This window comes from Streptomyces sp. NPDC017202, from assembly GCF_044331705.1.
Lineage (GTDB): Bacteria > Actinomycetota > Actinomycetes > Streptomycetales > Streptomycetaceae > Streptomyces.
This window is the reverse complement of record NZ_JBIRNP010000004.1, coordinates 480,859-500,609: the sequence shown is the minus strand read 5'-3', so window position 1 is coordinate 500,609 and position 19,751 is coordinate 480,859. Positions and strand designations below refer to the sequence as shown.

Below are 19,751 nucleotides of genomic sequence, written 5' to 3'. Positions count from 1 at the left end.
CTCCCGTCCGGCCCCGGTACGGCTCCCGCCCGGGCCCGCGCCGGACCGCCCGGCCCGGCCTACCCTGGACGTATGTACGCCCGCCGTCGGCACGCCTACTTCGCCATGATGGGCACCTGCATCGCGCTGTTCGTCCTGGCCTGGGGCGTCGTACGCCTCTGGTCGGTTCCGGTGGCCGTCGGGATGTGCGTGGTCGCGATGGTCATCCCGCCGGTGGCCGCGGTCGTCGCCAACCGGCGCGGCCCCGAGGACCGCTGGTGGGACGACCCGTCCGGCGACCCGAAGTCCGACGAGTGGTGGGACGAACTGGACGGCAAGAAGCGGCACCCGTAGGCCTGCGGAGCCGCCCCCGCGGAGCCGCCCCTCCGGATTGGCCTCAGCCTCAGTAGACGAGCGCCTGGGTCTCGTCCGCCAGCGCCTCCTGCACGAACACCTGCGCCCCGGCGATCCGTACGCCCTCCAGGACGTCCTTCTCGGTGATGTCCCGCCGGGCCGCGCACTGCGTGCACAGCGTGACCCGGCCGCCCAGCAGGAGCGAGTCGAGCAGGTCGGGCAGCGGGGCGGCGTGCGGCAGTTCGAACTCGGCGGCCCGGCCCGGCAGCGCGAACCAGGCGGACTCCCCGGTCAGCCACAGGGAGACCTCCACCCCGCTGGCCACGGCCACCGCCGCCACCGTGAACGCCTGCGAGCACCGTTCGGGGGCGTCGGCCCCCGCCGTCACCTTGATCACGAGCTTCTTCGCCATGGCCGAATCGTAATCAAGATCGCCACAACTCCCCCGGCCTGCCACGGGTCACCTGTGGAGCGCGCACACGGAACGCGCGCCTCACGTCATGAGGGGGACGTTGTGGAAGAACCCGAAGGGGCAGCGGAACCGGCGGCCGGGCCGGCCGACCAGGCCGCTGCCGCACCCCGGCCGCGCCGCCGGGGCCGTACCACGCTGCTGATCGCCGCGGCCGCCGTGCTCGGCGTCGTCGCCGGCACCTGCACCGGCTACCTGGTCCAGGCCGACCGCGAGCCGACGAAGCTGCCGCCGCTGTCCCAGCCGGTGCTCGCGCAGGCGAAGGGGCCCGGCCCCGAACCGTTGTCCGCCGCGCAGGACCGCAGGCTGCGGACCGACGGCGACCTGCGGAAACTGCTGCTGAAGAAGCCCAAGGGCGCCAAGGACGCCGAGTGGCTGGAAGGCCTGGACGGCTGGCTGGACATGGCCGGCTACGCCGGCCTGTACAAGGAACCGGGCGAGGTGTTCCCCGACCTCGTCGGGGACGAGTTCCGGCGGACCGCCGTCACCGGCTGGTCCGAGGGCAAGGCGTACACCGTGGAGATCCGCCTGGTGCAGTTCCGGCAGGAGGAGCGCCTGGGGGCCGCCGAATACAGCGACAACAACCAGCACTGGGCCGACGAGGAGGCCGCCACCGACAGCTGGGACCTCCCCGGCACCGGGGACGGCATGGTGTACGTCCACCGCAAGCCCGAGACCGAGCCGGGCTACCTGCCCCTCTACACCGCCGAGGCGCACGCCTGGCGGGGCGACGTGACGGTGGAGGTATGGGTCTCCGGCACCACGGCGATCCCCAAGAAGAAGATCATGGATCTGGCCCGCCGGCAGATGGAGCAGCTGTGAGCGAGCAGGGAAACCCTCCCACGGAACCGCCCGTGAAGGCCCCGGAGACCCCGGCTTCCTCCGAGGCGCCGGAGTCCTCGGCGTCCTCGGCGTCCCCGGAGACCCCGGCGTCCCCCGAAGTCCCCGGAACCACCCCCGCGTCCCCCGAGCCCGGGGCGTCCGCTCCCGCAGGGCGGCGACCCGACGGGCGGCGCGTCGCCCTGGTCGCCGGATCCCTGCTGCTCGCCGGGGCCGTCGTCGCCGGCGTCGGCACCACGGTCGTGATCGTGCGGGACGCCGACCGGGACGCGGGCGCGCCCGGCTGGAAGTTCCCCGCGGTCACGGCTGACGAGCCGGAGGCGGCCCGTGGACAGGGCCTCGCCGGGATGCTCCTGCCGTACGGGGGCACCGAAGGCTGGACGCGAGGGCCCGACCTCGACGAGTTCGGCTCCGACGTCCAGCTCAGTGGAGCGCAGGCCACGGCCCTGCGCAAGAAGTCGCTGAGCGACCTGCCCCGGTCCCAGCGCCTGCGGCTGGAGAAGCAGATCGACAAGCAGCGCATCCAGGGCATGGCGATGCGCAGTTACTACAACCGACCGGCCGACACCTACTCCTCCAACGAGGACGTCTACTCGGTGAGCGTCGTGCTCTCCCAGCTGGACAGCAAGGCGGCGGTCCGCGAGATCGCCACCTTCCAGAGCGACTTCCTGGACGCCCTGGACGTCTTCCGCAAGGGCCCCGAGATCAAGGGCTACAAGAACGCCAAGTGCTTCCTCCCGCCCAAGGACGACGACAGCGGTCTCAGCGCGATGCACTGCTCCGCCTACGTCGGGAACGTCCTGGTCAGCGCCACGGCGCACGGAGTGGAGCCGATCGACACCAAGGACGTGGCGGCGTTTCTGCGCGCGCAGCTCGACCGCGTGGCGAAGCCCGGGGAGGCGGTATGACCGAGCAGCAGCAGCTCACGGAGACGACGGAAGCCGTGGGTCTCACCGAATCCCCGGATCCCGCCCCTGCCCCGGATCCCGCCCCCGCCACCGGTCCCGGTCCCGCTCCCGCCCCCGGGGACCGCCGGGTCCTGCGGGCCCTGCTGCGGTGGACCGCCGCCGTCGTCGTCTTCGCGGCGGTCGGTGCCGGGTCGGCGTACGGCATCGCCGCGATGGAGCGCACGGACGTGCCGGGACTGGCGACCGAGTCGGACGGACGGTGGGCGTATCCGACGCTCAGCAAGCCGCCGCTGCCCTCGGGAAGCCCCGGCCCCTTCGCCGAGACGAACCCGGCCGGCACCCACCACGCCGACCTGCGCGCCCTTCTCCTGCCCGCCCCCGAGGGCGCCACGGAGGACAAGGCGCTGCGCGGCTCGGACGGCTGGCTGGCGACGAAGGACTACCTCGCGGAGTACGAGCAGGAGGAGCACCGCGAGGAGCTGGGCCAGAAGCTCGTCGACCACGGGCTGCGGCACATCGCCGCCCGCGGCTGGACGACCCCGGACGGCACCCGGACCCGGATCTACCTCCTCCACTTCGACACGGCGGCCGTGGTGGACCAGCTGGTGGCGAGCGAGGCCGTCGCCTTCGCGCCCCCCGTCCACCAGGTGCGGGGCGCCGCCGAGGCCGAGTACGACGAGGGCTTCCCGGAGCGCGCCGCGGTGTCGGAGGTGCGGAGCATCCCCTACGCCGAGGCCGAGCCGTACGGGTCGGAACAGGTGCGGTTCGCGCACATCGCCGCCGGTGACGTCCACGCCCTGGTCGTGCAGTCCCGCAAGGGCGCCGCCGCGGCCGTCCCCTTCCAGCAGACGGTGACGCTGCAGAGCCAGCTGCTGGGGTGACGCCGGCGAGGGCCACCTCGCAGGGAGGGCCGGTCCCCGGCCGCGTAAGCTGGGGCCCGGCCCTGTAGTACGTATCCCGAAGCACGCTCATCCGAGGAGCACCCCGTGGAGATCTTCTTCGAAGCCCTGCTGGTCCTGGTCTGCGTCGGCGTCCTCGCCTTCGCCGGGCTGACCGTGAAGAAGCTGTACCAGGGCCAGCGCTGACCCACGTCTAGGAAGTGCCACCGATGATCGAGATCCCGTCCGACCTCCACAAGGACCTCGTCCCCCTCGCCTTCCTGCTGGGCACCTGGGCGGGCGCGGGCGTGCACGACTTCCCCGGTGCCGAGAAGTGCAACTTCGGGCAGGAGGCCACCTTCACGCACGACGGCCGGGACTTCCTGGAGTACCACTCCCGCACCTGGGTCCTGGACCAGGACGGCAACAAGGTCCGCGCCCTGGAGACCGAGTCCGGCTTCTGGCGGATCGACGCCGACCGCAAGGTCGAGGTGACGATGGTCCGCGACGACGGCGTCGTCGAGGTCTGGTACGGCGAGATGGCCGACAAGAAGCCCCAGATCGACCTGGTCACGGACGCGGTGGCCCGCACGGCCGCCTCCGGCCCCTACACGGGCGGCAAGCGGCTGTACGGCTACGTCAAGAGCGACCTGATGTGGGTCGGCGAGAAGCAGACCCCCGAGGTCGAGCTGCGCCCCTACATGTCGGCCCACCTGAAGAAGGTCGTCACCCCGGAAGAGGTCGAACGCTGGGCGAAGGCCCTCCCGGACGACATGCCGGACGACGGCATCGCCTTCTTCAAGTAAGCCCTCCTCGCGCACGCGCGCGTCCGGCAGGCCTTCTCCACAGCCGGACTTCACCGAAAGAGTCCTAGACTCTGCTGTGTGGTGAGCACCGACTGGAAGAGCGATCTGCGGCAGCGCGGCTACCGGCTGACCCCGCAGCGGCAACTCGTCCTCGAAGCCGTGGACACCCTGGAGCACGCGACCCCCGACGACATCCTCGTGGAAGTGAGGAGGACGGCGTCGGGGGTCAACATTTCCACCGTCTACCGCACGCTGGAGCTGCTGGAGGAGCTGGGACTGGTCAGCCACGCCCACCTCGGGCACGGGGCGCCGACGTACCACCTCGCCGACCGGCACCACCACATCCACCTGGTCTGCCGCGACTGCGGCAACGTGATCGAGGCGGACGTGGAGGTGGCCGCCGAGTTCACGGCCAAGCTCCGCGCGACCTTCGGCTTCGACACCGACATGAAGCACTTCGCGATCTTCGGCCGCTGCGAGGACTGCGCGGCCCGCGCCGCCGGGGACGCGACCGGCGGGAACCCCCCTGCCGGGTCGTAGGCTTACGGTCATGAAGAGCCCCCTGCTGTCCCTGCCCGGCGCCGTCCCCGCCGAGGGCGTGGACGAAGGCGTCGCCGCCCACTACGGCGACCTGTTCCGCGAGCAGCGCGCCCTCGCCGAGGGCACCGGCTTCGTCGACCTCTCGCACCGCGGAGTCGTCACTGTCTCCGGCGACGACCGGCTGAGCTGGCTGCACCTCCTGCTCACCCAGCACGTCAGCGACCTGCCCACCGGCCGTGCCACCGAGGCACTGATCCTCTCCGCGAACGGCCACATCGAGCACGCCCTCTACCTGGTGGACGACGGCAGCACCGTCTGGGCGCACGTCGAACCCGGCACCCAGGACGCGCTGATCGCGTACCTGGAGTCGATGAAGTTCTTCTACCGGGTGGAGGTGGCCGACCGCACGGCCGACATCGCGGTCGTGCACCTGCCCGCCGGGTCCATAGCCGAGGTCCCCGAGGGCGTCGTCGTGCGCGAGACGGCGTACGGCCGTGATCTGTTCCTGCCGCGCGCGGACCTCGAGGCGTACGCCGCGAAGGCCGGTCCCGCCGCCGGGATCCTCGCCCACGAGGCCCTGCGCGTGGAGCAGCACCGGCCCCGCCTCGGCTTCGAGACCGACCACCGCACCATCCCGCACGAGCTGGGCTGGATCGGCACCGCGGTGCACCTCCAGAAGGGCTGCTACCGCGGCCAGGAGACCGTCGCCCGCGTGCAGAACCTGGGCAAGCCGCCGCGCCGGCTGGTCTTCCTGCACCTCGACGGCAGCGACGTGCACCTGCCGCCCGCCGGGACCGAACTGCGCCGCGCCGACGAGGGCCCCGACGCCCGCAGGATCGGCTTCGTCACCACGTCGGTACGCCACCACGAGCTGGGCCCGGTGGCGCTGGCCCTGGTGAAGCGGAACGTCCCCCTGGACGCGCCGCTGCTCGCCGACACCACGGCGGCCGCACAGGAGGTCGTGGTCGAGCCCTGAGACCGAGAACCCCTCGGGCCGGATCAGGGCCGGCTCACACCTCGATCAGCACGGTGAACGGGCCGTCGTTCGTCAGTGACACCCTCATCCGCGCGCCGAAACGGCCCGTCGCCACCGTCGCGCCCAGCGCCCGCAGCCGGGCGACCACCTCGTCGACCAGCGGCTCGGCGACATCGCCGGGGGCGGCCGCGTTCCAGGTGGGACGGCGGCCCTTGCGGGCGTCGCCGTAGAGCGTGAACTGGCTGATCACCAGGAGCGGGGCGTCGATGTCGCTGCACGACCGCTCGTCGCTCAGCATGCGGATCGACCACAGCTTGCGGGCCAGCCGGTCGGCCTTCTCCTCGGTGTCCTCGTGGGTGACCCCCACGAGGACGCACAGTCCCTCGCCCTCGATCGAGCCCACGGTCTCGCCGTCCACGACGACGCTCGCGCCGTCCACCCTCTGCACCACTGCACGCATGCGCCCCATCATGCCGTGCGGCCGGCGGGCCCCCGCAGGGGCTTCTTCCCCTATCCCCGTGCCGCCGTCTGGGCCGTTCGGGGGCACTCGGTCACCTCGCGGCCACTGAGGGTGGCACGATGCTTCCCACACGCCGGTCGAGGGGACGGTAGAGCACATGAGCACACCGAGTACCGGGCAGCTGGGCCTGACCGCCCGGCGTCCGCCCGCGCAGCGCAGGGAGAGTCCGCCCTGCCCGCCGCCGACGGGACCGCCCGCGCACGACCTGGTCCGGCTGAGCCTGCCCGAGCTGCGCACCCTGCGCCGGGACGCCCAGCGCGACGAGGCCGACCTCAGCTACGTACGACGACTGCTGCAGGGCCGTATCGACATCCTCGGCGCGGAACTCGCCCGGCGTTCCCCGGCCGGAGCGGCGTCCGTCGTGGACCGCCTCCCGGAGATCCTCACCGACGCCCCGGCCCGGCACCGCTCCTCCGCCCGGCACGTCACGCTCGGCACCCCGCAGAGCGAGGAGTACCGGCGCCTGGCGTCGGAGATGCTCTCCGAGGTCGAACTCTCCGACCTCGGCGCCCGCACCGACCCCGAACTCCACGAGGCGATGGCCCGCCTCATCGGCTACGAGCAGTACGTCTCCCGCCGCCGCCAGCACCTCCAGCACACGGCCGACGGGTGCGGCGAGGAGATCACCCGCCGCTACCGGGACGGCGAGGCCCAGGTGGACGACCTCCTGGTGTGAGACCGCCGGCCGGCCGCCGGTCAGGGACGAAGAACGGGCAGGGACGAAGAACGGGCAGGGACGAAGAAGGGGCAGGGGCGGCGGGGGCGGAAAAAAATCCCCCGCAGCACCATCCGCTCCCCGCCTACCGTGGCCCCATGACGACCACCCCCGCCGACATCGACGTACGCCGGATCACGGACGCCGAACTCCCCGCGTGGATGCGCACCGCGAAGACCGGCTTCCTGCGCACCCCCACCGTCACCGAAGCCGACGTCACCGCCCGCCGCACCGCGCACGTCGGCTCCCGCACCTACGGCGCCTTCGACGCGGGCGCGTGCGTGGCCACCTTCCGCTCCTTCCCCCAGGAGCTGACGGCGGTCGGCGGCACCGCCGTCCCCGCCGACGCCATCTCCAACGTCGCCGTCCTGCCCACCCACCGCCGCCGCGGCATCCTCACCCGCCTGATGGCCGAGGACCTGACCGCCGCGAAGGACCGCGGCGACGTCGTCGCCACCCTCATCGCCGCCGAGTACCGCATCTACGGCCGCTACGGCTTCGGCCCGGCGACCAGCGCCGCCGAGTGGACGGTCGACGTGCCGCGCACCGGCCTCGACCCGCACTGGCCGGGCCCCGGGGACGGCGGCCGCATCGACCTCGTCGGCCCGGAGGAGGTCCGCAAGATCGGCCCCGAACTGCACGAGCGGCTGCGCCGCGGCAGGCCCGGCGCGGTCAGCCGCACCGACGTGTGGTGGGACTCGGACACCGGTGCGCTGCGCGTGTTCGGCGAGTGGAGCGAGCCGTTCTACGCCGCCTACCGCTCGGCCGACGGCGAGGTGCAGGGGCTGGTCTCCTACAAGGCGGACGACCACTGGGGCGACGCCAAGCAGCCGTTGAACACGGCGACGGTGGACTGGCTGATCGCCACGACGGCGGCCGCCGAGCGCGCCCTGTGGCGCTACCTCTGCTCGATCGACTGGGTGACACGGGTCAAGTCGGGCCCCCGCGCCCCCGACGACCTCCTCCCGCACTTCCTGCCGGACCCGCGGGCCGCGAGCATCACCACGCAGACGGACTGGCTGTGGGTGCGGATCCTGGACGTCGTACGAGCCCTGGAGGCGCGCACGTACCGCGGGTCGGGCTCGTTGGTGCTGGAGGTGACCGACCGCTCCGGGTTCACCGGGGGTCGTTTCCTGCTGGAGGCCGGCCCCGACGGGGCGTCCTGCACGCCGACCGGCCGCGGCGCCGACCTCACCCTGGACGTGGCCGTGCTGGCCTCGCTGTGGCTGGGTGACGAGACGGCGCCGCGGCTGGCGGCGCTGGGACGGCTCGGGGAAGAACGAGCGGGCGCCGCCCTGGAGGCCGACGCCCTGCTGCGCACGCCCGGGCGTCCTTGGTGCCCGGACATGTTCTGAGTGCTCCTCCCTGCCGCGACCGTGCGGCCGGCCGTCCTGCGTGGTTCTGCATCCGTAGCTGTTCAGTTGTGGCTGTGCGCTGATGCCCTGTGAAGTTGTGGCTGTGCGGCGCTCTGAAGTTGTGGCTGTGCGTCGGTGTCGGCCGTCCGGGCTCCCGGCTCCCCTCCGGAAGGGAGCTCGACCGGCCAACCGTCTGGAAGTTTGACCATGTTGTGGAAGTTGGCTGCCAACTTCACTGTTCTTATGTCCGCTTGGAAGCGGCCTATAACCATCTCTCCCTGAACTGCCGCAAGATGGCGGGAAGTTGTACTGTTTGGCCGTGGAGCCGGAACATGCCTCCGTCAAGGGGCGGAAGAGACCGGAGCGGTCGCCGCGACCGCAGCCGTCCCCCCGTGACGTGGCCGACGAGCTGCGCACCCGGATCAGGACCGGGGTGCTGCGGCCCGGCGAGCGCATGCCCACCCAGGCGCGGCTCGCGGACGAGTTCGGCATCGAGCGCGGAGCCGTCCGCCAGGCCCTGCGCATCCTCCAGTCGGAACACCTGCTCACCAACGTCTCCAAGGGCGCGCCGGCGACGGTCGCCCCGGACCTGGGCGCCGGCTCCCTCCTGACCGGCCCCGGAACCCCGCCGCAGCCCACGATGGTGGCCCTGACCCCGCGCATCGCGGAGGCCTTCGCCGCCCCGCACGTCGAGATCGACGCCCTGTGCCTGACGGCCGTGTCGCTCACGCTGGCGATCGGTGAACCGCTGCGCCGGATCCACGCGGGGGAGCTGAAACCGGCCAAGATCGACGTCCGGGTCCTGCTGCCGTCGCGGAACATCGACCTGGCCTTCCCGGCGCCGGTGGACGGCGCGGCGACCGGACGGCTGCAACGGCGCTGGCTCGCCCACCGCAACGCCCAGGGCCAGGTGCTGCGGCACAACCTGCTGACGCTGCGCGCCACCCACGGCATCGACGTCCGCGTCAGCTTCCGCGCGCTGCCCTTCACCCCGCCGGTCAAGCTCTACCTCCTCAACGGGACGGAAGCGCTGTTCGCCTACTACACGGTCGAGCGGCACGAGCGGCAGATCGACCACGAGCAGCTGGAGATGTACGACGCCGAGGGCACGCGCTCGGTTCTGTTCGCCTTCGCGCAGGGCGCCGGGGCGCGTGACACGACGTTCGTGGAGCAGTCGATGCTGTGGTTCGACGCCCTGTGGGAGACGATCAGTTCGGAGCTGGTGCTCACGAGCTGACGGCGGGCCCGGTGACCAGGAGGGCGAGGATCACGGCGCCCGTGGAGCTGAGCACCGGCCGTCCGGACCTGATGCCGACGGTGAGCAGGAGCAGGCCGACGGTCCCGGCGGTGCCGTACTTCCACTGGACGGCCTGTTCGAGGACGGCGGAGGCAAGGGTGAGGGCGAGCACGGTGTTCCTCCCTTCGGAGGCGGGAAGCGCGGGGGAGGTGCTGGGGAAGAACATCCGCCAACTCGTCCAAGTTGGCAGCCAACTTCACTTATGTTGTCCCCGGTTGGCGACAAGTGCTAAACAACTTCCGGGTAACTCCCGCCAGATGGATGGAAGTTGTACCGTTTGGTCGTGACCCAGGAGAACGTGGCGGCGAACGCGGCAGTGAACGGCAGCCGCAGGCTTTCGCCCCAGGAGATCGCCGACGTCCTGCGCGAACGCATCCGCGTCGGGGATCTCAAGGCCGGTGACCGGCTGCCCACGCAGGCCGAACTCGCCGACGAGTTCGGCGTGGAGCGCGGTACCGTGCGCCAGGCCCTGCGCGCGCTCCAGGACGACGGTCTCCTCACCAACGTGAGCAAGGGCAGCCCGCCGCGCATCGCCGAGCAGGCACCGGCCCGGGAGGAACCCCAGCCCACCATGGTGGCCCTGGCCCCCCGGCTGACCGCGGCCTTCTCCGCCCCCCACGTCCGCATCGACGCCGCCTGCCTCACCGCCGAGAGCCTCATCCCGGCGCTGGGTGAACCCCTCCGGCTGATCCACGGCGGCAGCCTCCGGCCGCGGAGGATCGACGTCCGCATCCTGCTGCCGTCCCGCGACATCAACCTCGCCTTCCCCGTCCCGGTGGACGCGAGCGGAAGCGGCGACCCCGTCCACGAGCGCTGGCTTGCCATGCGCAACGCCCAGGGGCACGTCCTGCGCCACAACCTGCTCACGCTGCGCTCGCACGGCATCGACGTGAGCGTGTCCTTCCGGGCGCTGCCCTTCACCCCGCCGGTGAAGCTGTACCTCCTCAACGGGCAGGAGGCGCTGCTGGCGTACTACATGGTGACGCGCCGGGAGGAGGCGACGGACACCGGAGTGCTCGACATGTACGACGTGCTGGGCACCGAGTCGCTGCTGTTCTCCTTCGAGAAGACGACCGGTGCGCGCGAGGCCGCCTTCGTGGACGAATCCCAGAAGTGGTTCGACGCCCTCTGGGAAACCATCACGTCGGACCTGACACTCTCCTAGTGACTTCTGACACGACGCGGAACGAAAAGGTGGCATCCGAGACCGACAACGACAGGAAACCGGTGCTGGACGCACTGCTCGCGCCCGCCCACGTGGTCCTGTGGGACTTCGACGGGCCGATCTGCCGGCTGTTCGCCGGGCACTCGGCGGAGCGGGTGGCCGTCGGCCTGGTGGAGTGGCTGGAGGGGCAGGGCCTGCGCGGCCTGCTCACGGAGGACGAGCGGGAGTCCCCCGACCCCCACGCCGTCCTGCGTGCCGTGGACCTGCGCCACCCCGGCAGCGACCTGGTCGCGGAGCTGGAGGAGCGTCTCACCCAGGAGGAACTGAGGGCCGCCGCCTCGGCGATGCCCACGGCCTGGGCCGACCCGCTGATCCGCACCCTGACGGCGGTGGGCCGCCGGATGGCCGTCACGACGAACAACTCGCCGCGCGTCGTCACCACGTACCTGACGAGCCGCGGCCTCACCTCCTGCTTCGCCCCCCACGTCTACGGCCGCACCCCGGACCTGCACCTGCTCAAGCCCGACCCGGACTGTCTGAACCGGGCCCTGCGCGCCGTGGGCGCGGCGCCGTCCGCCGCGCTGATGATCGGCGACACCCCGTCGGACTGCCTCGCCGCCCGGCGGGCCGGCGTCCCCTTCCTCGGCTACGCGCGCACCAAGAAGAAGGCGGAACTGCTCAGGGACGCGGGCGCGACCCACGTGGTGGACTCGCTGGAGCCGGTGCTGGCCGCGGTCAGACGTCACGCCTGAGCCGTCATCACCACCAGCACGCCGACGGCCCCGACGGCCGGGCCGTCGTGCCGGGCGCGGACGCCTCTCCCCGCCGTGAGCACGAGCAGCGCGCCCAGCCGCGTCCGTCGTGCAGGACGAGCGGCGAGACCGTGCCCGCCCCGGACGTGCCGGGTTTCGGGGCCTCCCCACCCACCACGTGCAGGACGAGGACGGTACGTCACCCGGCCCGGTCCTCGTCGACCGCCGGCAGGGCCGGTTCGGCTCGGTGCGGGAGCACATCGCCGAGCGGGCCGCGGGGGTGCGCTAGCATGCCCGCATCGCGCGAGCCACGGCTTTCACCCCTCCGTGTGAGACGGCGAACCAGCCGGTCCCGGACGGCCGGCCCGGCGCGGACGAAGGGCGGACCACCCGTTCGGCCACTTCCCCGTCGTTCCCGGTCGTTCGGCGCCCCGTCCGGCGCTCAGGGCCTGTCCGGCGGATCAAGTCGGAGGAAACCGGCGGCGCCTTGCAGCCGAGGTGAGCGGGGTCTGGTGCGTGCGGCTGCGAGGCGGAGGAGAGCGTCGACGCGGTGGGGGCACCTCCCGGCCGAAGGCCGGGGGACGTCGGCGACCGACGACAACGCCGCTGGGGGCACCCCCTCCGGGGGAGGGCGTGCCAGCCCCCGCGTTTCCGGCATGATCCGCCGGACAGGCCCTAACGTGTGCCGTACCCATCCGATCGAGTGTGAGCAACCGGAGCGGCCAGTGGTCGAGCCCTTCGTTCCCCGTGACCTGCTCGGGGTTCGACCCCCCGGTGACCCGTCCGACGCCCTGCTCCAGCGGTTCGTCGCGGTCGCCGAGGCCACTCCCGCGACCAGCGGGCACCACCACCGGAACCACGTGCTGCCGCTGACGGAGGACGTGGCGGCGCTACTGGGCCGGCCGGCCGGCACACCGGTGACCGTGCGGATCCCGCGCGCCGACGCGCTGCCGGTGGTGATCAGGACCTGGCGGGACGAGGCCGCGATCCTCGACGCGGTCCACGCGGTCCTGCCCCACGTGCCCACATGCCTGGTCAGACGGCCGGGCTTCGCCCTCCACAGCCATGTGGAGGGTGTTCCGCTCTCCGCCGTCTGCGGGAACGGCAAGCCCGTCGACGCCCTGCTGATAGAGGCACTGGCCGAGCTGCTGTGCCGGACGACCGAGGTGCGCCGGGCCGCGCTGCCGCCCCTGCCGGCCGGCTGGCCCGGCAACCACACCGACAGCCAGGGCTTCCTCAGGGCCCTTGCCCACCTCGCCGACCGGCAGATCCGCCGCCCCAACGGGGAGCGGTTCGGCGGCCTCTTCAAGGCCCTCGGCATCCCCGAGGACGCCCTGGCCGACCTCGCCGACCGGATCCCCCCGATGGCGCGGCGGCCGTACAGCCTGCTCCACACCGACCTGCACCGGGACAACCTGATCGTGTCCTGCGACGGCTCCCCGCCGCTCGTCTGCGTCGATTGGGAACTGGCCACCTACGGCGACCCCCTGCACGAACTCGCCACCCACCTGGTGCGGATGCGCTACCCGGACAGCCAGTGGCCGGAGGTGGTGGAGGCGTGGGCGCGCGCCATGGGCCGCCACCGCCCGGCCGCGGTCAACGGCCTCGCCAAGGACCTGCGGCACTACCTCGACTTCGAACGGGCGCAGTCGGTCTACGCGGACGTCATGCGGGCCGCGCGCGCGGTCCGGGGCACCTTCACCCAGCAGGGCCTGGACGAGGTGACGGCCGAGGTGGGCCGCGCCCTGGAGGCGGCGGCGGAACCGCTGCGGCTGCGCGGCGTGCCCGCCCGCGGGGAGATCGAGGGTGCCCTCTTCCGGTGGCTGGCGTCGCGCGGCGACGTCGGCGGCCGGTCCTGGGCGGCGAAGGCCCACGACTGGCGGCCGGACCCGCGCCTGCCCGAACGTGACGCCTTCCCGGCGTCCGCGGTCCGCGAGGCCCTGCTGGCCGAGGGCGCCGCCCCGGCCGACCGCGTCTTCAAGGGCACCGCCCACCTCAACTCGGTGGTCCGGGCCGGGAACCCGGCCGCCCTCGTCGTCGTACGGCGCAAGCTGCCCGGCGTCACGCGGCGCGAGCCCAGTTACCTGAGCGAGCACGCCGTCCTGGAGGCCATCCAGCGGTCCGGGGCGCAGGTCGCCGCGCCCCGGGTGCTCGCCCTGGGCGAGAGCCACCCGAACGAGCCGTTCGCGATCCACACCTACGTCGGCCCGCCCCGGCACCCGGTCGACGGCCTGCTCCCGCACGAGGCCGACGCCCTCGTCGACCAGCTCTGCGAGCTGACCACGGTGGACCACGGCCTGGTCGAGCCCGACGCCGACCAGGTCGACTTCCACCGGTGGCTCACCGAACAGCTGGTCGGACTGGTGCGCAGCCTGCCGAAGGAGTCCCTCCGACTCGCCCGGACGCTCGGCCTGCCCGACGACACCCGGCTGCGGCAGCTCCTGTCCAGGCACCGGCTGAGCCGCCGCGAGCCCGCCCTGCTGCATGGCGACCTCAACCCGTGGAACCTGGTGCGGCGCGACGACGGGCTGGCGCTGACCCTCATCGACTGGGAGATGGCCCTCGTCGGCGACCCCCTGTACGACCTGGTCCGGCACATGCACCTGACCCCGACCAGGCCGGAGATCCGGGAACGCATGTTCTCGCGCTGGGAGCGGAAGCTGCCCGGCGCCTGCACGACGGACTGGCGCGCCGACTGGCGGGTGTACCGGGGGATCGAGATCGTCCGCTCGGCCTACATCGACCTCGACCGCCTGCGGACCGGCGCAGGCCTGGACGCCCCCAACGTCCGCCGCGCCGTCGACTCCTACGCCGACACCCTCGCCGCCGCGACCGCCTCCCTGGGCCTGCCCGTGCCGGTCACGGCGAACCCGTTCCTGACCCGGGCGCCGGCGTAGGCCCGGCCGGTCGCCGCCGTCCCGATCACGTCCGGCGGCGCACCCCGCCGGGCGCGGGGTGCGCCGGGCCCTCACGCCTTCAGGAGCACCTTTCCGACGACCGTGCGCCCCTCCACCGCCGCGTGCGCGGCCGCCGCCTCCGCCAGTGGGAAGACCCGGCCCACCACCGGCCGCAGCCGTCCGGCCGCGGCCTCCCGGAGCGCGGCCGTCCGCAGCCGTCGCACCTCGTCCTCGTCGAACTGCACGTCGGCGATGCCGAAGACGGTGACGCCCCGGCGTTTCGCCTCCTCCGGGTCGACGGGGGCGAAGTGGCCGGTCGGGGCGCCGTGCGCGGAGAAACGCCCGCCGTCGGCGACCAGTGCGAAGGACCGGGCGCCGGGTTCGCCGCCGACGCCGTCCAGGACGACGTCCGCGCCGGAGCCGCCGAGGGCCGCCCGCGCCGTCTCGGGCCATCCCCCGGCCGAGACGTCGACGACCGCGTCCGCGCCCAGGTCCCGCACCAGCGCGAGCTTGCGCCCGCCGCGCGCGCAGGCGACGACCCGGGCGCCGCGTGCCTTCGCCGACTGCACCAGCAGCGTCCCCATCCCGCCCGAGGCGCCCAGGACCAGCACCCGGTCGCCGGCCCCCACGCCCGTGACGTCGAGGACGCCCCGCGCGGTCACCCCGTCGTGCACCAGGGCCGCGGCGGTGCGCAGGTCGAGGCCGTCCGGGACCGGGGTGAGGGAGGTGACGGCGGCCGTCGCCCGCTCGGCGTAGGCACCCCGCACGAACGAGGTCACCCGCCGGCCCAGCCAGCCGTCCGCCACCCCCGCGCCGGCCGCGGCGACCGTGCCGGAGACGCCGCCGCCGGGGACGTACGGCGGCTCGGTGTCGAAGTGGGCGCGGCCCCAGCCCGCGCGGATCTGGGTCTCCACGAAGATCGTGTCCACGTGGTCGACCTCGATCAGGACCTCGCCCGGCCCGGGGGCCGGATCGGGAAGGCCGGCCGTCTCCAGGACCTCCGGTCCGCCGAACGCCTTCACCCGTACCGCTCGCATGACAACTCCCCGCCGTGGATCCGATGCATGTGCATGTGTATGCGCGGGGACAGCCTCCGACCTCAACCCGACTTGAGGTCAAGGCGCGCCCCGTCCGGTCGTAGGCTCGGCCCATGAGCGAGACGGGGCTGCGCGAGCGCAAGAGGCGGCGGATGTACCAGGCGGTGTCGGACATCGCCGTCCGGCTCTTCGTCGAGCGGGGCTTCGACGCGGTGTCCGTCGCGGAGGTCGCCGCCGCGGCCGAGATCTCCAAGCCGACGCTGTTCCGGTACTTCCCGGCGAAGGAGGACCTCGTCCTGCACCGGTTCGCCGACCACGAGCGGGAGGCGGCCGAGGCGGTCGCCGCGGGGCGGCTGGGAGGGGTCGCGCCGCTGGCCGCCCTGCGCCGGAACTTCCTCGCCGGGATCGCCGCGGCCGACCCGATCACCGGCGTCAACGACCACCCCGAGGTGCGTTCCTTCTGCGCCCTCCTCTACGGCACCCCGGCCCTGGTCGCCCGTCTCCACGCCTACCTGGAGCGGTCGGAGGCCGCGCTGGCGGAGGTCCTCGGCGGTGATCTGGACGCGCGGCTCGCGGCGGGGCAGATCGTCGCCGTCCGGCGGATCCTCGCCCAGGAGAACTGGCGGCGGATCGAGGCGGGGGAGACGGCGGCCGACGTGCGGCCGGTGGCGCTGGCGGCGGCGGAGCGGGCGTTCGCCGCCTTGGAGGCGGGGCTCCCGGCGCTGGCCTGAGGCGCGGAGCCATCGGCAGGACTCGGTAATAAATTTAACTCGGTAACGACATTCGGGTAGTCTCGCCCGCATGACGTCACCCGACCCCGCCCCCGCGGACCCGGCCGACCTCCTCCACGCCTCCCTCCTGCGGGAACGCGCCCACCACGACGCCTGCCGCGCCGCGCTCGCCGCGATGCGCCGGGGCGCCGACCACCACGTCGTCACCGGCGAGGACGTCTCCGCCTCCGGTGCCGACGCCGAGGTCCTCGGACACCGGCTGCGCAGCCGGGCCAAGGCCCTGCGCGAACTGCCCGACGGCCCCCTCTTCTTCGGCCGGCTCGACTTCGCCGAGGAGACCGGCGGAGAACACGCCGGCCTCGCCCACCACATCGGCCGGGTCCGCATCGGCGAGCACCCGGCCGTCCCGCCCCTGGTCGTCGACTGGCGCGCGCCCGTCTCCCGCGCCTTCTACCAGGCGAGCGCCCGCGACCCGCAGGGCGTCGCCGTCCGCCGCCGGTTCGGCTGGGCGCCCGGCAGCCGGGGCGACTCCGCCGACCTCACCGGTCTGGAGGACGAACACCTCGGCCGCGGCGAGTCCCGGCGGAGCGACCTCGTCGCCCGCGAGATCGAACGGCCGCGCGTCGGCCCGATGCGGGACATCGCCGCCACCATCCAGCCCGAGCAGGACGACCTGGTCCGCGGCGAGCCGTCCGCGTCGGTGTGCGTGCAGGGCGCCCCCGGCACCGGCAAGACGGCGGTGGGCCTGCACCGGGCCGCCTACCTCCTCTACACCCACCCGCAGCGGATCCGCCGGGGCGGACTGCTCGTCCTCGGCCCCCACCGCGCCTTCCTCTCCTACATCGCCGAGGTGCTGCCCTCCCTCGGCGAGACCGGCGTACGGCAGTCCACCCTCTCCGACGAGATCGCCCGCCACCCGGTCACCGGCACGGACCCCGCCCCGGCGGCCGCCGTCAAGCACGACGCCCGCATGGCGCAGGTGCTGCGCCGGGCCCTGTACGGCAGGGTGACCGCCGCCGCGGACGACCTCACGGTGGCGGACGGCTCCTCCCGCCTCCGGGTCACCGGTGCGGAGATCGCGCGGATCGTGACGGACGTGCTCGCGGAGGAACCGCCGTACGACGTGGGGCGCGAGCGGGTGCGCAGCCGGATCGCGCGGCGCCTCCAGGAGCGGGCCGAACGGCACGGCGGGCCGCGCCCGGCCGCCTGGCTGCGCCGCACCGAACGGTCCCGTCCGGTGCGCGCGTGCCTGGACGCCGTGTGGCCCGCCGTGCGGCCCGAGGAGGTCGTCGCCGCACTCCTCGGCGACCCGGCCGAACTGGCACGGGCCGCGGACGGCCTGCTGGACCCCGGCGAGCGGGAGGCCCTGCGCTGGGCCCGCCCGCCGCGCTCGTACCGCTCCGCGCGCTGGTCGGCCGCCGACCTCGTCCTCCTCGACGAGGTGGCCGGCCTGCTGGCCCGGCCGCAGGGGTACGGCCATGTCGTCGTCGACGAGGCGCAGGACCTGTCCCCTATGGAGTGCCGGGCCGTCGCCCGCCGGGTGCCGTTCGGTTCCCTGACCGTCCTCGGCGACCTGGCGCAGGGCACCACCCCGTGGGCGGCGCGCTCCTGGCGCGACCAACTCGCCCACCTCGGCAAGCCCGACGCGAGCGTGGTCCCGCTGACCACCGGCTTCCGCGTCCCCGGCGCGGTCCTCGCCCTCGCCAACCGCCTCCTGACCCGCCTCGACACCGACGTACCGCCCGCCCGCTCCCTGCGCCGCGACGGCGGACTCCGCGTCCGGCGGGCCGACGGCGACCTCACCGCCGCGGTCGTCTCCGCCGTGCGCGACGCCCTCACGCACGAAGGCTCCGTCGGCGTCGTCACCGCGGACGCGGACACCGCCCGCATCCGCCACGCCCTCACCACGGCCGGCCTCGACACCGACCCCCGACTGACCGTCGTCCCGGCGGCCCTGGTGAAGGGCCTGGAGTACGACCACGTCGTCGCCGTCGAACCCGCGGCCATCGCGGCGGCCGAACCACGCGGCCTGAACCGCCTGTACGTCGTCCTGACCCGAGCGGTCTCCTGCCTGGACGTCGTGCACGTGGAAGGGCTTCCCTGGGAGGGGTGAGGCGGGGGATCCTGGCCTGCGATGCTGCTCTTCCTCGACGTGGACGGCCCGCTGATCCCCTTCGGCGGCCCGGACCCGTACCCGCGGTACGGCCCACCCGCGCCCCACCACCCTCACCACCCCTCCTCCCTCGCCTCGACCCGGCCCTCGGTCCCGCGCTCCTGGCCCTCGGCTGCGACCTGGTGTGGGCCACGACCTGGGGCGAGGACGCGAACACGGTCCTCGGACCGCGGCTCGGACTGCCACCGCTGCCGGTGCCGGACCTGCCCGAGGAGCCGACCCCGTCCGGCGTCCACTGGAAGACGCGGCCCCTGCTGTCCTGGGCGGCGGGGCGCCCCTTCGTCTGGCTCGACGACGAGATCACCCCGGCCGACCGGGAGTACGCCGACGCCTGCCATCCCGCTCCCGCGCTGTTGTACCGGGTGGCCCCTGAACGGGGCCTGGTGAAGGGCGACTTCGAGGCGGTGGCGGCCTGGCTGTCGCGGGCGCCGGTCAGGAGAAGTCGTACACCGTGAAGTCGGTGACCGGGACGTAGCCCAGGCGCCGGTAGAGGGCGTTGCTGGTGGGGTTGGCCGCGTTCGTGTACAGCACCACCTCCTCGGCGCCCGCGGCGAGCGCGGCGCGGCTGACCTCGACCGTCACGGCGCCCGCGTAGCCCCGGCCGCGCAGGTGGGCCGGGGTGTAGACGGGGTCCACCCGGACCTGGCCGCCGACCATAGGGTTCGCGCCCGCCATGGAGACGGGCGTGCCGTCCGGCGTCTCCCAGAAGGTGTAGTGCTTCTCGGCGAAGCGGGTGCCGGCCCAGGTGCCGGCGTCGACGGTGACGTCCTCCTCCACATCCGCGGCGAACTCGCGGCACCAGCGCATGAGGTGCTCGTGGTCGTGCTCGCCCACGGGCCGCCCCCGGCCCGCCGGGAACGGCTCCGGCGGGGTGAGCGTGCCGAGGCGGTGCAGGCGGAGCCGCACCCGGACCGTCGGCGTCGCACCCGTGCGCCGCCGCCAGGCCTCGGCGAACGCCGCGGCGGTGCCGTCGTCCGCGGTGACCCACGGGAGGGAGTGCCCGAGGGCGACCAGGCGGGCGGCGAGCGTGTCCGCCTGCCCGGGAGCGAGGGAGGTGACGCTCAGACCGCGGGCCGGGAAACGGTAGAAGGTCGCCTCGACCCCGCCCGCCCGCTCCAGCACACCGAACACGACGCCTTCGGTGCGCTGCGTCCGCAGCTTCTCGGTCACCGACAGCGGCGTGGTGTGCAGGTCGGGGCGCGAACGCAGGAACTCCCCGGCGCGGGCGAGGAATTCGTCGACGTCTTCGGTGAGGTGCCAGTCATCGGTGCGCATGCCCCATCCTCGCGCGACCCACTGACAACGGCCGGACCGCCCACGGCGACACGGCAGTCGGGCGGTCTCCCGCACGTCGTCCCG

General features: G+C 73.6%; 20 protein-coding genes and 1 pseudogene. 16 read left to right on the top strand and 5 right to left on the bottom strand.

Annotation, left to right across the window (positions count from 1 at the left end; genetic code table 11):
* The first annotated feature begins 72 nt into the window (after positions 1-72).
* A complete protein-coding gene (locus ACH4N1_RS12355; RefSeq protein ID WP_363086869.1) occupies positions 73-333 on the top strand; it encodes a DUF3099 domain-containing protein in 261 nt (86 codons plus the stop codon).
* A 49-nt stretch (positions 334-382) separates the two neighbouring features.
* Here ACH4N1_RS12355 and ACH4N1_RS12350 read toward each other — a convergent pair whose 3' ends face one another.
* Positions 383-745, bottom strand: a complete 363-nt coding sequence (locus tag ACH4N1_RS12350) for a DsrE family protein (protein WP_073495028.1) — start codon at positions 743-745, stop codon at positions 383-385.
* A gap of 102 nt (positions 746-847) precedes the next feature.
* Here ACH4N1_RS12350 and ACH4N1_RS12345 point away from each other — a divergent pair, with 102 nt between their 5' ends.
* The 6 genes from ACH4N1_RS12345 to ACH4N1_RS12320 all read left to right on the top strand — a co-directional run bounded on the left by ACH4N1_RS12345 (position 848) and on the right by ACH4N1_RS12320 (position 5,750).
* A complete protein-coding gene (locus tag ACH4N1_RS12345) occupies positions 848-1,624 on the top strand; it encodes a hypothetical protein (protein WP_398096588.1) in 777 nt (258 codons plus the stop codon).
* A complete protein-coding gene (locus ACH4N1_RS12340) occupies positions 1,621-2,550 on the top strand; it encodes a hypothetical protein (RefSeq protein ID WP_398096587.1) in 930 nt (309 codons plus the stop codon). The genes ACH4N1_RS12345 and ACH4N1_RS12340 overlap by 4 nt, the downstream gene beginning before the upstream one ends.
* Positions 2,547-3,431 carry a hypothetical protein gene (locus tag ACH4N1_RS12335; protein ID WP_398096586.1) on the top strand — a complete coding sequence of 295 codons (885 nt, stop codon included), beginning with the start codon at positions 2,547-2,549 and terminating at the stop codon, positions 3,429-3,431. The genes ACH4N1_RS12340 and ACH4N1_RS12335 overlap by 4 nt, the downstream gene beginning before the upstream one ends.
* Positions 3,432-3,658: 227 nt before the next feature.
* A complete protein-coding gene (locus ACH4N1_RS12330; protein ID WP_363086868.1) occupies positions 3,659-4,234 on the top strand; it encodes an FABP family protein in 576 nt (191 codons plus the stop codon).
* Between the two features lie 78 nt (positions 4,235-4,312).
* Entirely contained in the window at positions 4,313-4,774 is a 462-nt protein-coding gene (locus ACH4N1_RS12325; protein WP_398096584.1) for a Fur family transcriptional regulator, read from the top strand.
* Between the two features lie 10 nt (positions 4,775-4,784).
* Positions 4,785-5,750, top strand: coding sequence for a folate-binding protein (locus ACH4N1_RS12320; protein WP_366061056.1), 966 nt, complete (start codon positions 4,785-4,787; stop codon positions 5,748-5,750).
* 34 nt (positions 5,751-5,784) lie between these two features.
* On the opposite strand, the gene dtd is transcribed toward ACH4N1_RS12320, so the two are convergent.
* Positions 5,785-6,210 carry a D-aminoacyl-tRNA deacylase gene (gene dtd / locus ACH4N1_RS12315; protein WP_398096582.1) on the bottom strand — a complete coding sequence of 142 codons (426 nt, stop codon included), beginning with the start codon at positions 6,208-6,210 and terminating at the stop codon, positions 5,785-5,787.
* A gap of 157 nt (positions 6,211-6,367) precedes the next feature.
* Here dtd and ACH4N1_RS12310 point away from each other — a divergent pair, with 157 nt between their 5' ends.
* The 3 genes from ACH4N1_RS12310 to ACH4N1_RS12300 all read left to right on the top strand — a co-directional run bounded on the left by ACH4N1_RS12310 (position 6,368) and on the right by ACH4N1_RS12300 (position 9,577).
* Positions 6,368-6,946 (top strand): aerial mycelium formation protein, encoded by a 579-nt coding sequence (locus ACH4N1_RS12310; protein WP_398096581.1) that lies wholly within the window; start codon positions 6,368-6,370, stop codon positions 6,944-6,946.
* A gap of 137 nt (positions 6,947-7,083) precedes the next feature.
* A complete protein-coding gene (locus ACH4N1_RS12305; RefSeq protein ID WP_398096579.1) occupies positions 7,084-8,340 on the top strand; it encodes a GNAT family N-acetyltransferase in 1,257 nt (418 codons plus the stop codon).
* A 313-nt stretch (positions 8,341-8,653) separates the two neighbouring features.
* Positions 8,654-9,577: a winged helix-turn-helix domain-containing protein gene (locus ACH4N1_RS12300; RefSeq protein WP_398096577.1), complete on the top strand. Its 924-nt coding sequence runs from the start codon at positions 8,654-8,656 to the stop codon at positions 9,575-9,577.
* On the opposite strand, the gene ACH4N1_RS12295 is transcribed toward ACH4N1_RS12300, so the two are convergent.
* The gene (locus ACH4N1_RS12295; protein WP_398096702.1) at positions 9,567-9,749 is read right to left on the bottom strand and encodes a hypothetical protein; all 183 of its coding nucleotides are present in this window, start codon (positions 9,747-9,749) and stop codon (positions 9,567-9,569) included. The genes ACH4N1_RS12300 and ACH4N1_RS12295 overlap by 11 nt on opposite strands.
* 165 nt (positions 9,750-9,914) lie before the next feature.
* On the opposite strand from ACH4N1_RS12295, the gene ACH4N1_RS12290 reads away from it, so the two are divergent.
* The 3 genes from ACH4N1_RS12290 to ACH4N1_RS12280 all read left to right on the top strand — a co-directional run bounded on the left by ACH4N1_RS12290 (position 9,915) and on the right by ACH4N1_RS12280 (position 14,451).
* On the top strand, positions 9,915-10,802 hold the full coding sequence (locus ACH4N1_RS12290) for a GntR family transcriptional regulator (RefSeq protein WP_398096575.1): 888 nt from the start codon (positions 9,915-9,917) through the stop codon (positions 10,800-10,802).
* 29 nt (positions 10,803-10,831) lie between these two features.
* A complete protein-coding gene (locus ACH4N1_RS12285; RefSeq protein ID WP_398096573.1) occupies positions 10,832-11,554 on the top strand; it encodes an HAD family hydrolase in 723 nt (240 codons plus the stop codon).
* A 725-nt stretch (positions 11,555-12,279) separates the two neighbouring features.
* Positions 12,280-14,451 (top strand): phosphotransferase, encoded by a 2,172-nt coding sequence (locus tag ACH4N1_RS12280; RefSeq protein WP_398096572.1) that lies wholly within the window; start codon positions 12,280-12,282, stop codon positions 14,449-14,451.
* Positions 14,452-14,522: 71 nt separating this feature from the next.
* On the opposite strand, the gene ACH4N1_RS12275 is transcribed toward ACH4N1_RS12280, so the two are convergent.
* Positions 14,523-15,488, bottom strand: a complete 966-nt coding sequence (locus ACH4N1_RS12275) for a zinc-binding dehydrogenase (protein ID WP_398096570.1) — start codon at positions 15,486-15,488, stop codon at positions 14,523-14,525.
* Between the two features lie 113 nt (positions 15,489-15,601).
* Between ACH4N1_RS12275 and ACH4N1_RS12270 the strand changes: the two genes are divergently transcribed.
* The 3 genes and pseudogenes from ACH4N1_RS12270 to ACH4N1_RS12260 all read left to right on the top strand — a co-directional run bounded on the left by ACH4N1_RS12270 (position 15,602) and on the right by ACH4N1_RS12260 (position 18,847).
* Entirely contained in the window at positions 15,602-16,219 is a 618-nt protein-coding gene (locus tag ACH4N1_RS12270) for a TetR family transcriptional regulator (protein WP_398096569.1), read from the top strand.
* A 70-nt stretch (positions 16,220-16,289) separates the two neighbouring features.
* Positions 16,290-18,332, top strand: coding sequence for a HelD family protein (locus ACH4N1_RS12265; protein WP_398096567.1), 2,043 nt, complete (start codon positions 16,290-16,292; stop codon positions 18,330-18,332).
* A gap of 21 nt (positions 18,333-18,353) precedes the next feature.
* Positions 18,354-18,847: pseudogene (locus ACH4N1_RS12260) on the top strand (hypothetical protein).
* On the opposite strand, the gene ACH4N1_RS12255 reads toward ACH4N1_RS12260, so the two are convergent.
* Entirely contained in the window at positions 18,825-19,667 is an 843-nt protein-coding gene (locus ACH4N1_RS12255) for a GNAT family N-acetyltransferase (protein ID WP_398096565.1), read from the bottom strand. The pseudogene ACH4N1_RS12260 and the gene ACH4N1_RS12255 overlap by 23 nt on opposite strands.
* Between the last annotated feature and the right edge of the window lie 84 nt (positions 19,668-19,751).

Bases quoted from the DNA above. Each gene is read 5' to 3' on its own strand.
- ACH4N1_RS12355 (WP_363086869.1), top strand. From the start codon at position 73: ATGTACGCCCGCCGTCGGCACGCCTACTTCGCCATGATGGGCACCTGC.
- ACH4N1_RS12350 (WP_073495028.1), bottom strand. From the start codon at position 745: ATGGCGAAGAAGCTCGTGATCAAGGTGACGGCGGGGGCCGACGCCCCC.
- ACH4N1_RS12335 (WP_398096586.1), top strand. From the start codon at position 2,547: ATGACCGAGCAGCAGCAGCTCACGGAGACGACGGAAGCCGTGGGTCTC.
- ACH4N1_RS12330 (WP_363086868.1), top strand. From the start codon at position 3,659: ATGATCGAGATCCCGTCCGACCTCCACAAGGACCTCGTCCCCCTCGCC.
- ACH4N1_RS12320 (WP_366061056.1), top strand. From the start codon at position 4,785: ATGAAGAGCCCCCTGCTGTCCCTGCCCGGCGCCGTCCCCGCCGAGGGC.
- dtd (WP_398096582.1), bottom strand. From the start codon at position 6,210: ATGCGTGCAGTGGTGCAGAGGGTGGACGGCGCGAGCGTCGTCGTGGAC.
- ACH4N1_RS12310 (WP_398096581.1), top strand. From the start codon at position 6,368: ATGAGCACACCGAGTACCGGGCAGCTGGGCCTGACCGCCCGGCGTCCG.
- ACH4N1_RS12305 (WP_398096579.1), top strand. From the start codon at position 7,084: ATGACGACCACCCCCGCCGACATCGACGTACGCCGGATCACGGACGCC.
- ACH4N1_RS12275 (WP_398096570.1), bottom strand. From the start codon at position 15,488: ATGCGAGCGGTACGGGTGAAGGCGTTCGGCGGACCGGAGGTCCTGGAG.
- ACH4N1_RS12270 (WP_398096569.1), top strand. From the start codon at position 15,602: ATGAGCGAGACGGGGCTGCGCGAGCGCAAGAGGCGGCGGATGTACCAG.
- ACH4N1_RS12265 (WP_398096567.1), top strand. From the start codon at position 16,290: ATGACGTCACCCGACCCCGCCCCCGCGGACCCGGCCGACCTCCTCCAC.
- ACH4N1_RS12255 (WP_398096565.1), bottom strand. From the start codon at position 19,667: ATGCGCACCGATGACTGGCACCTCACCGAAGACGTCGACGAATTCCTC.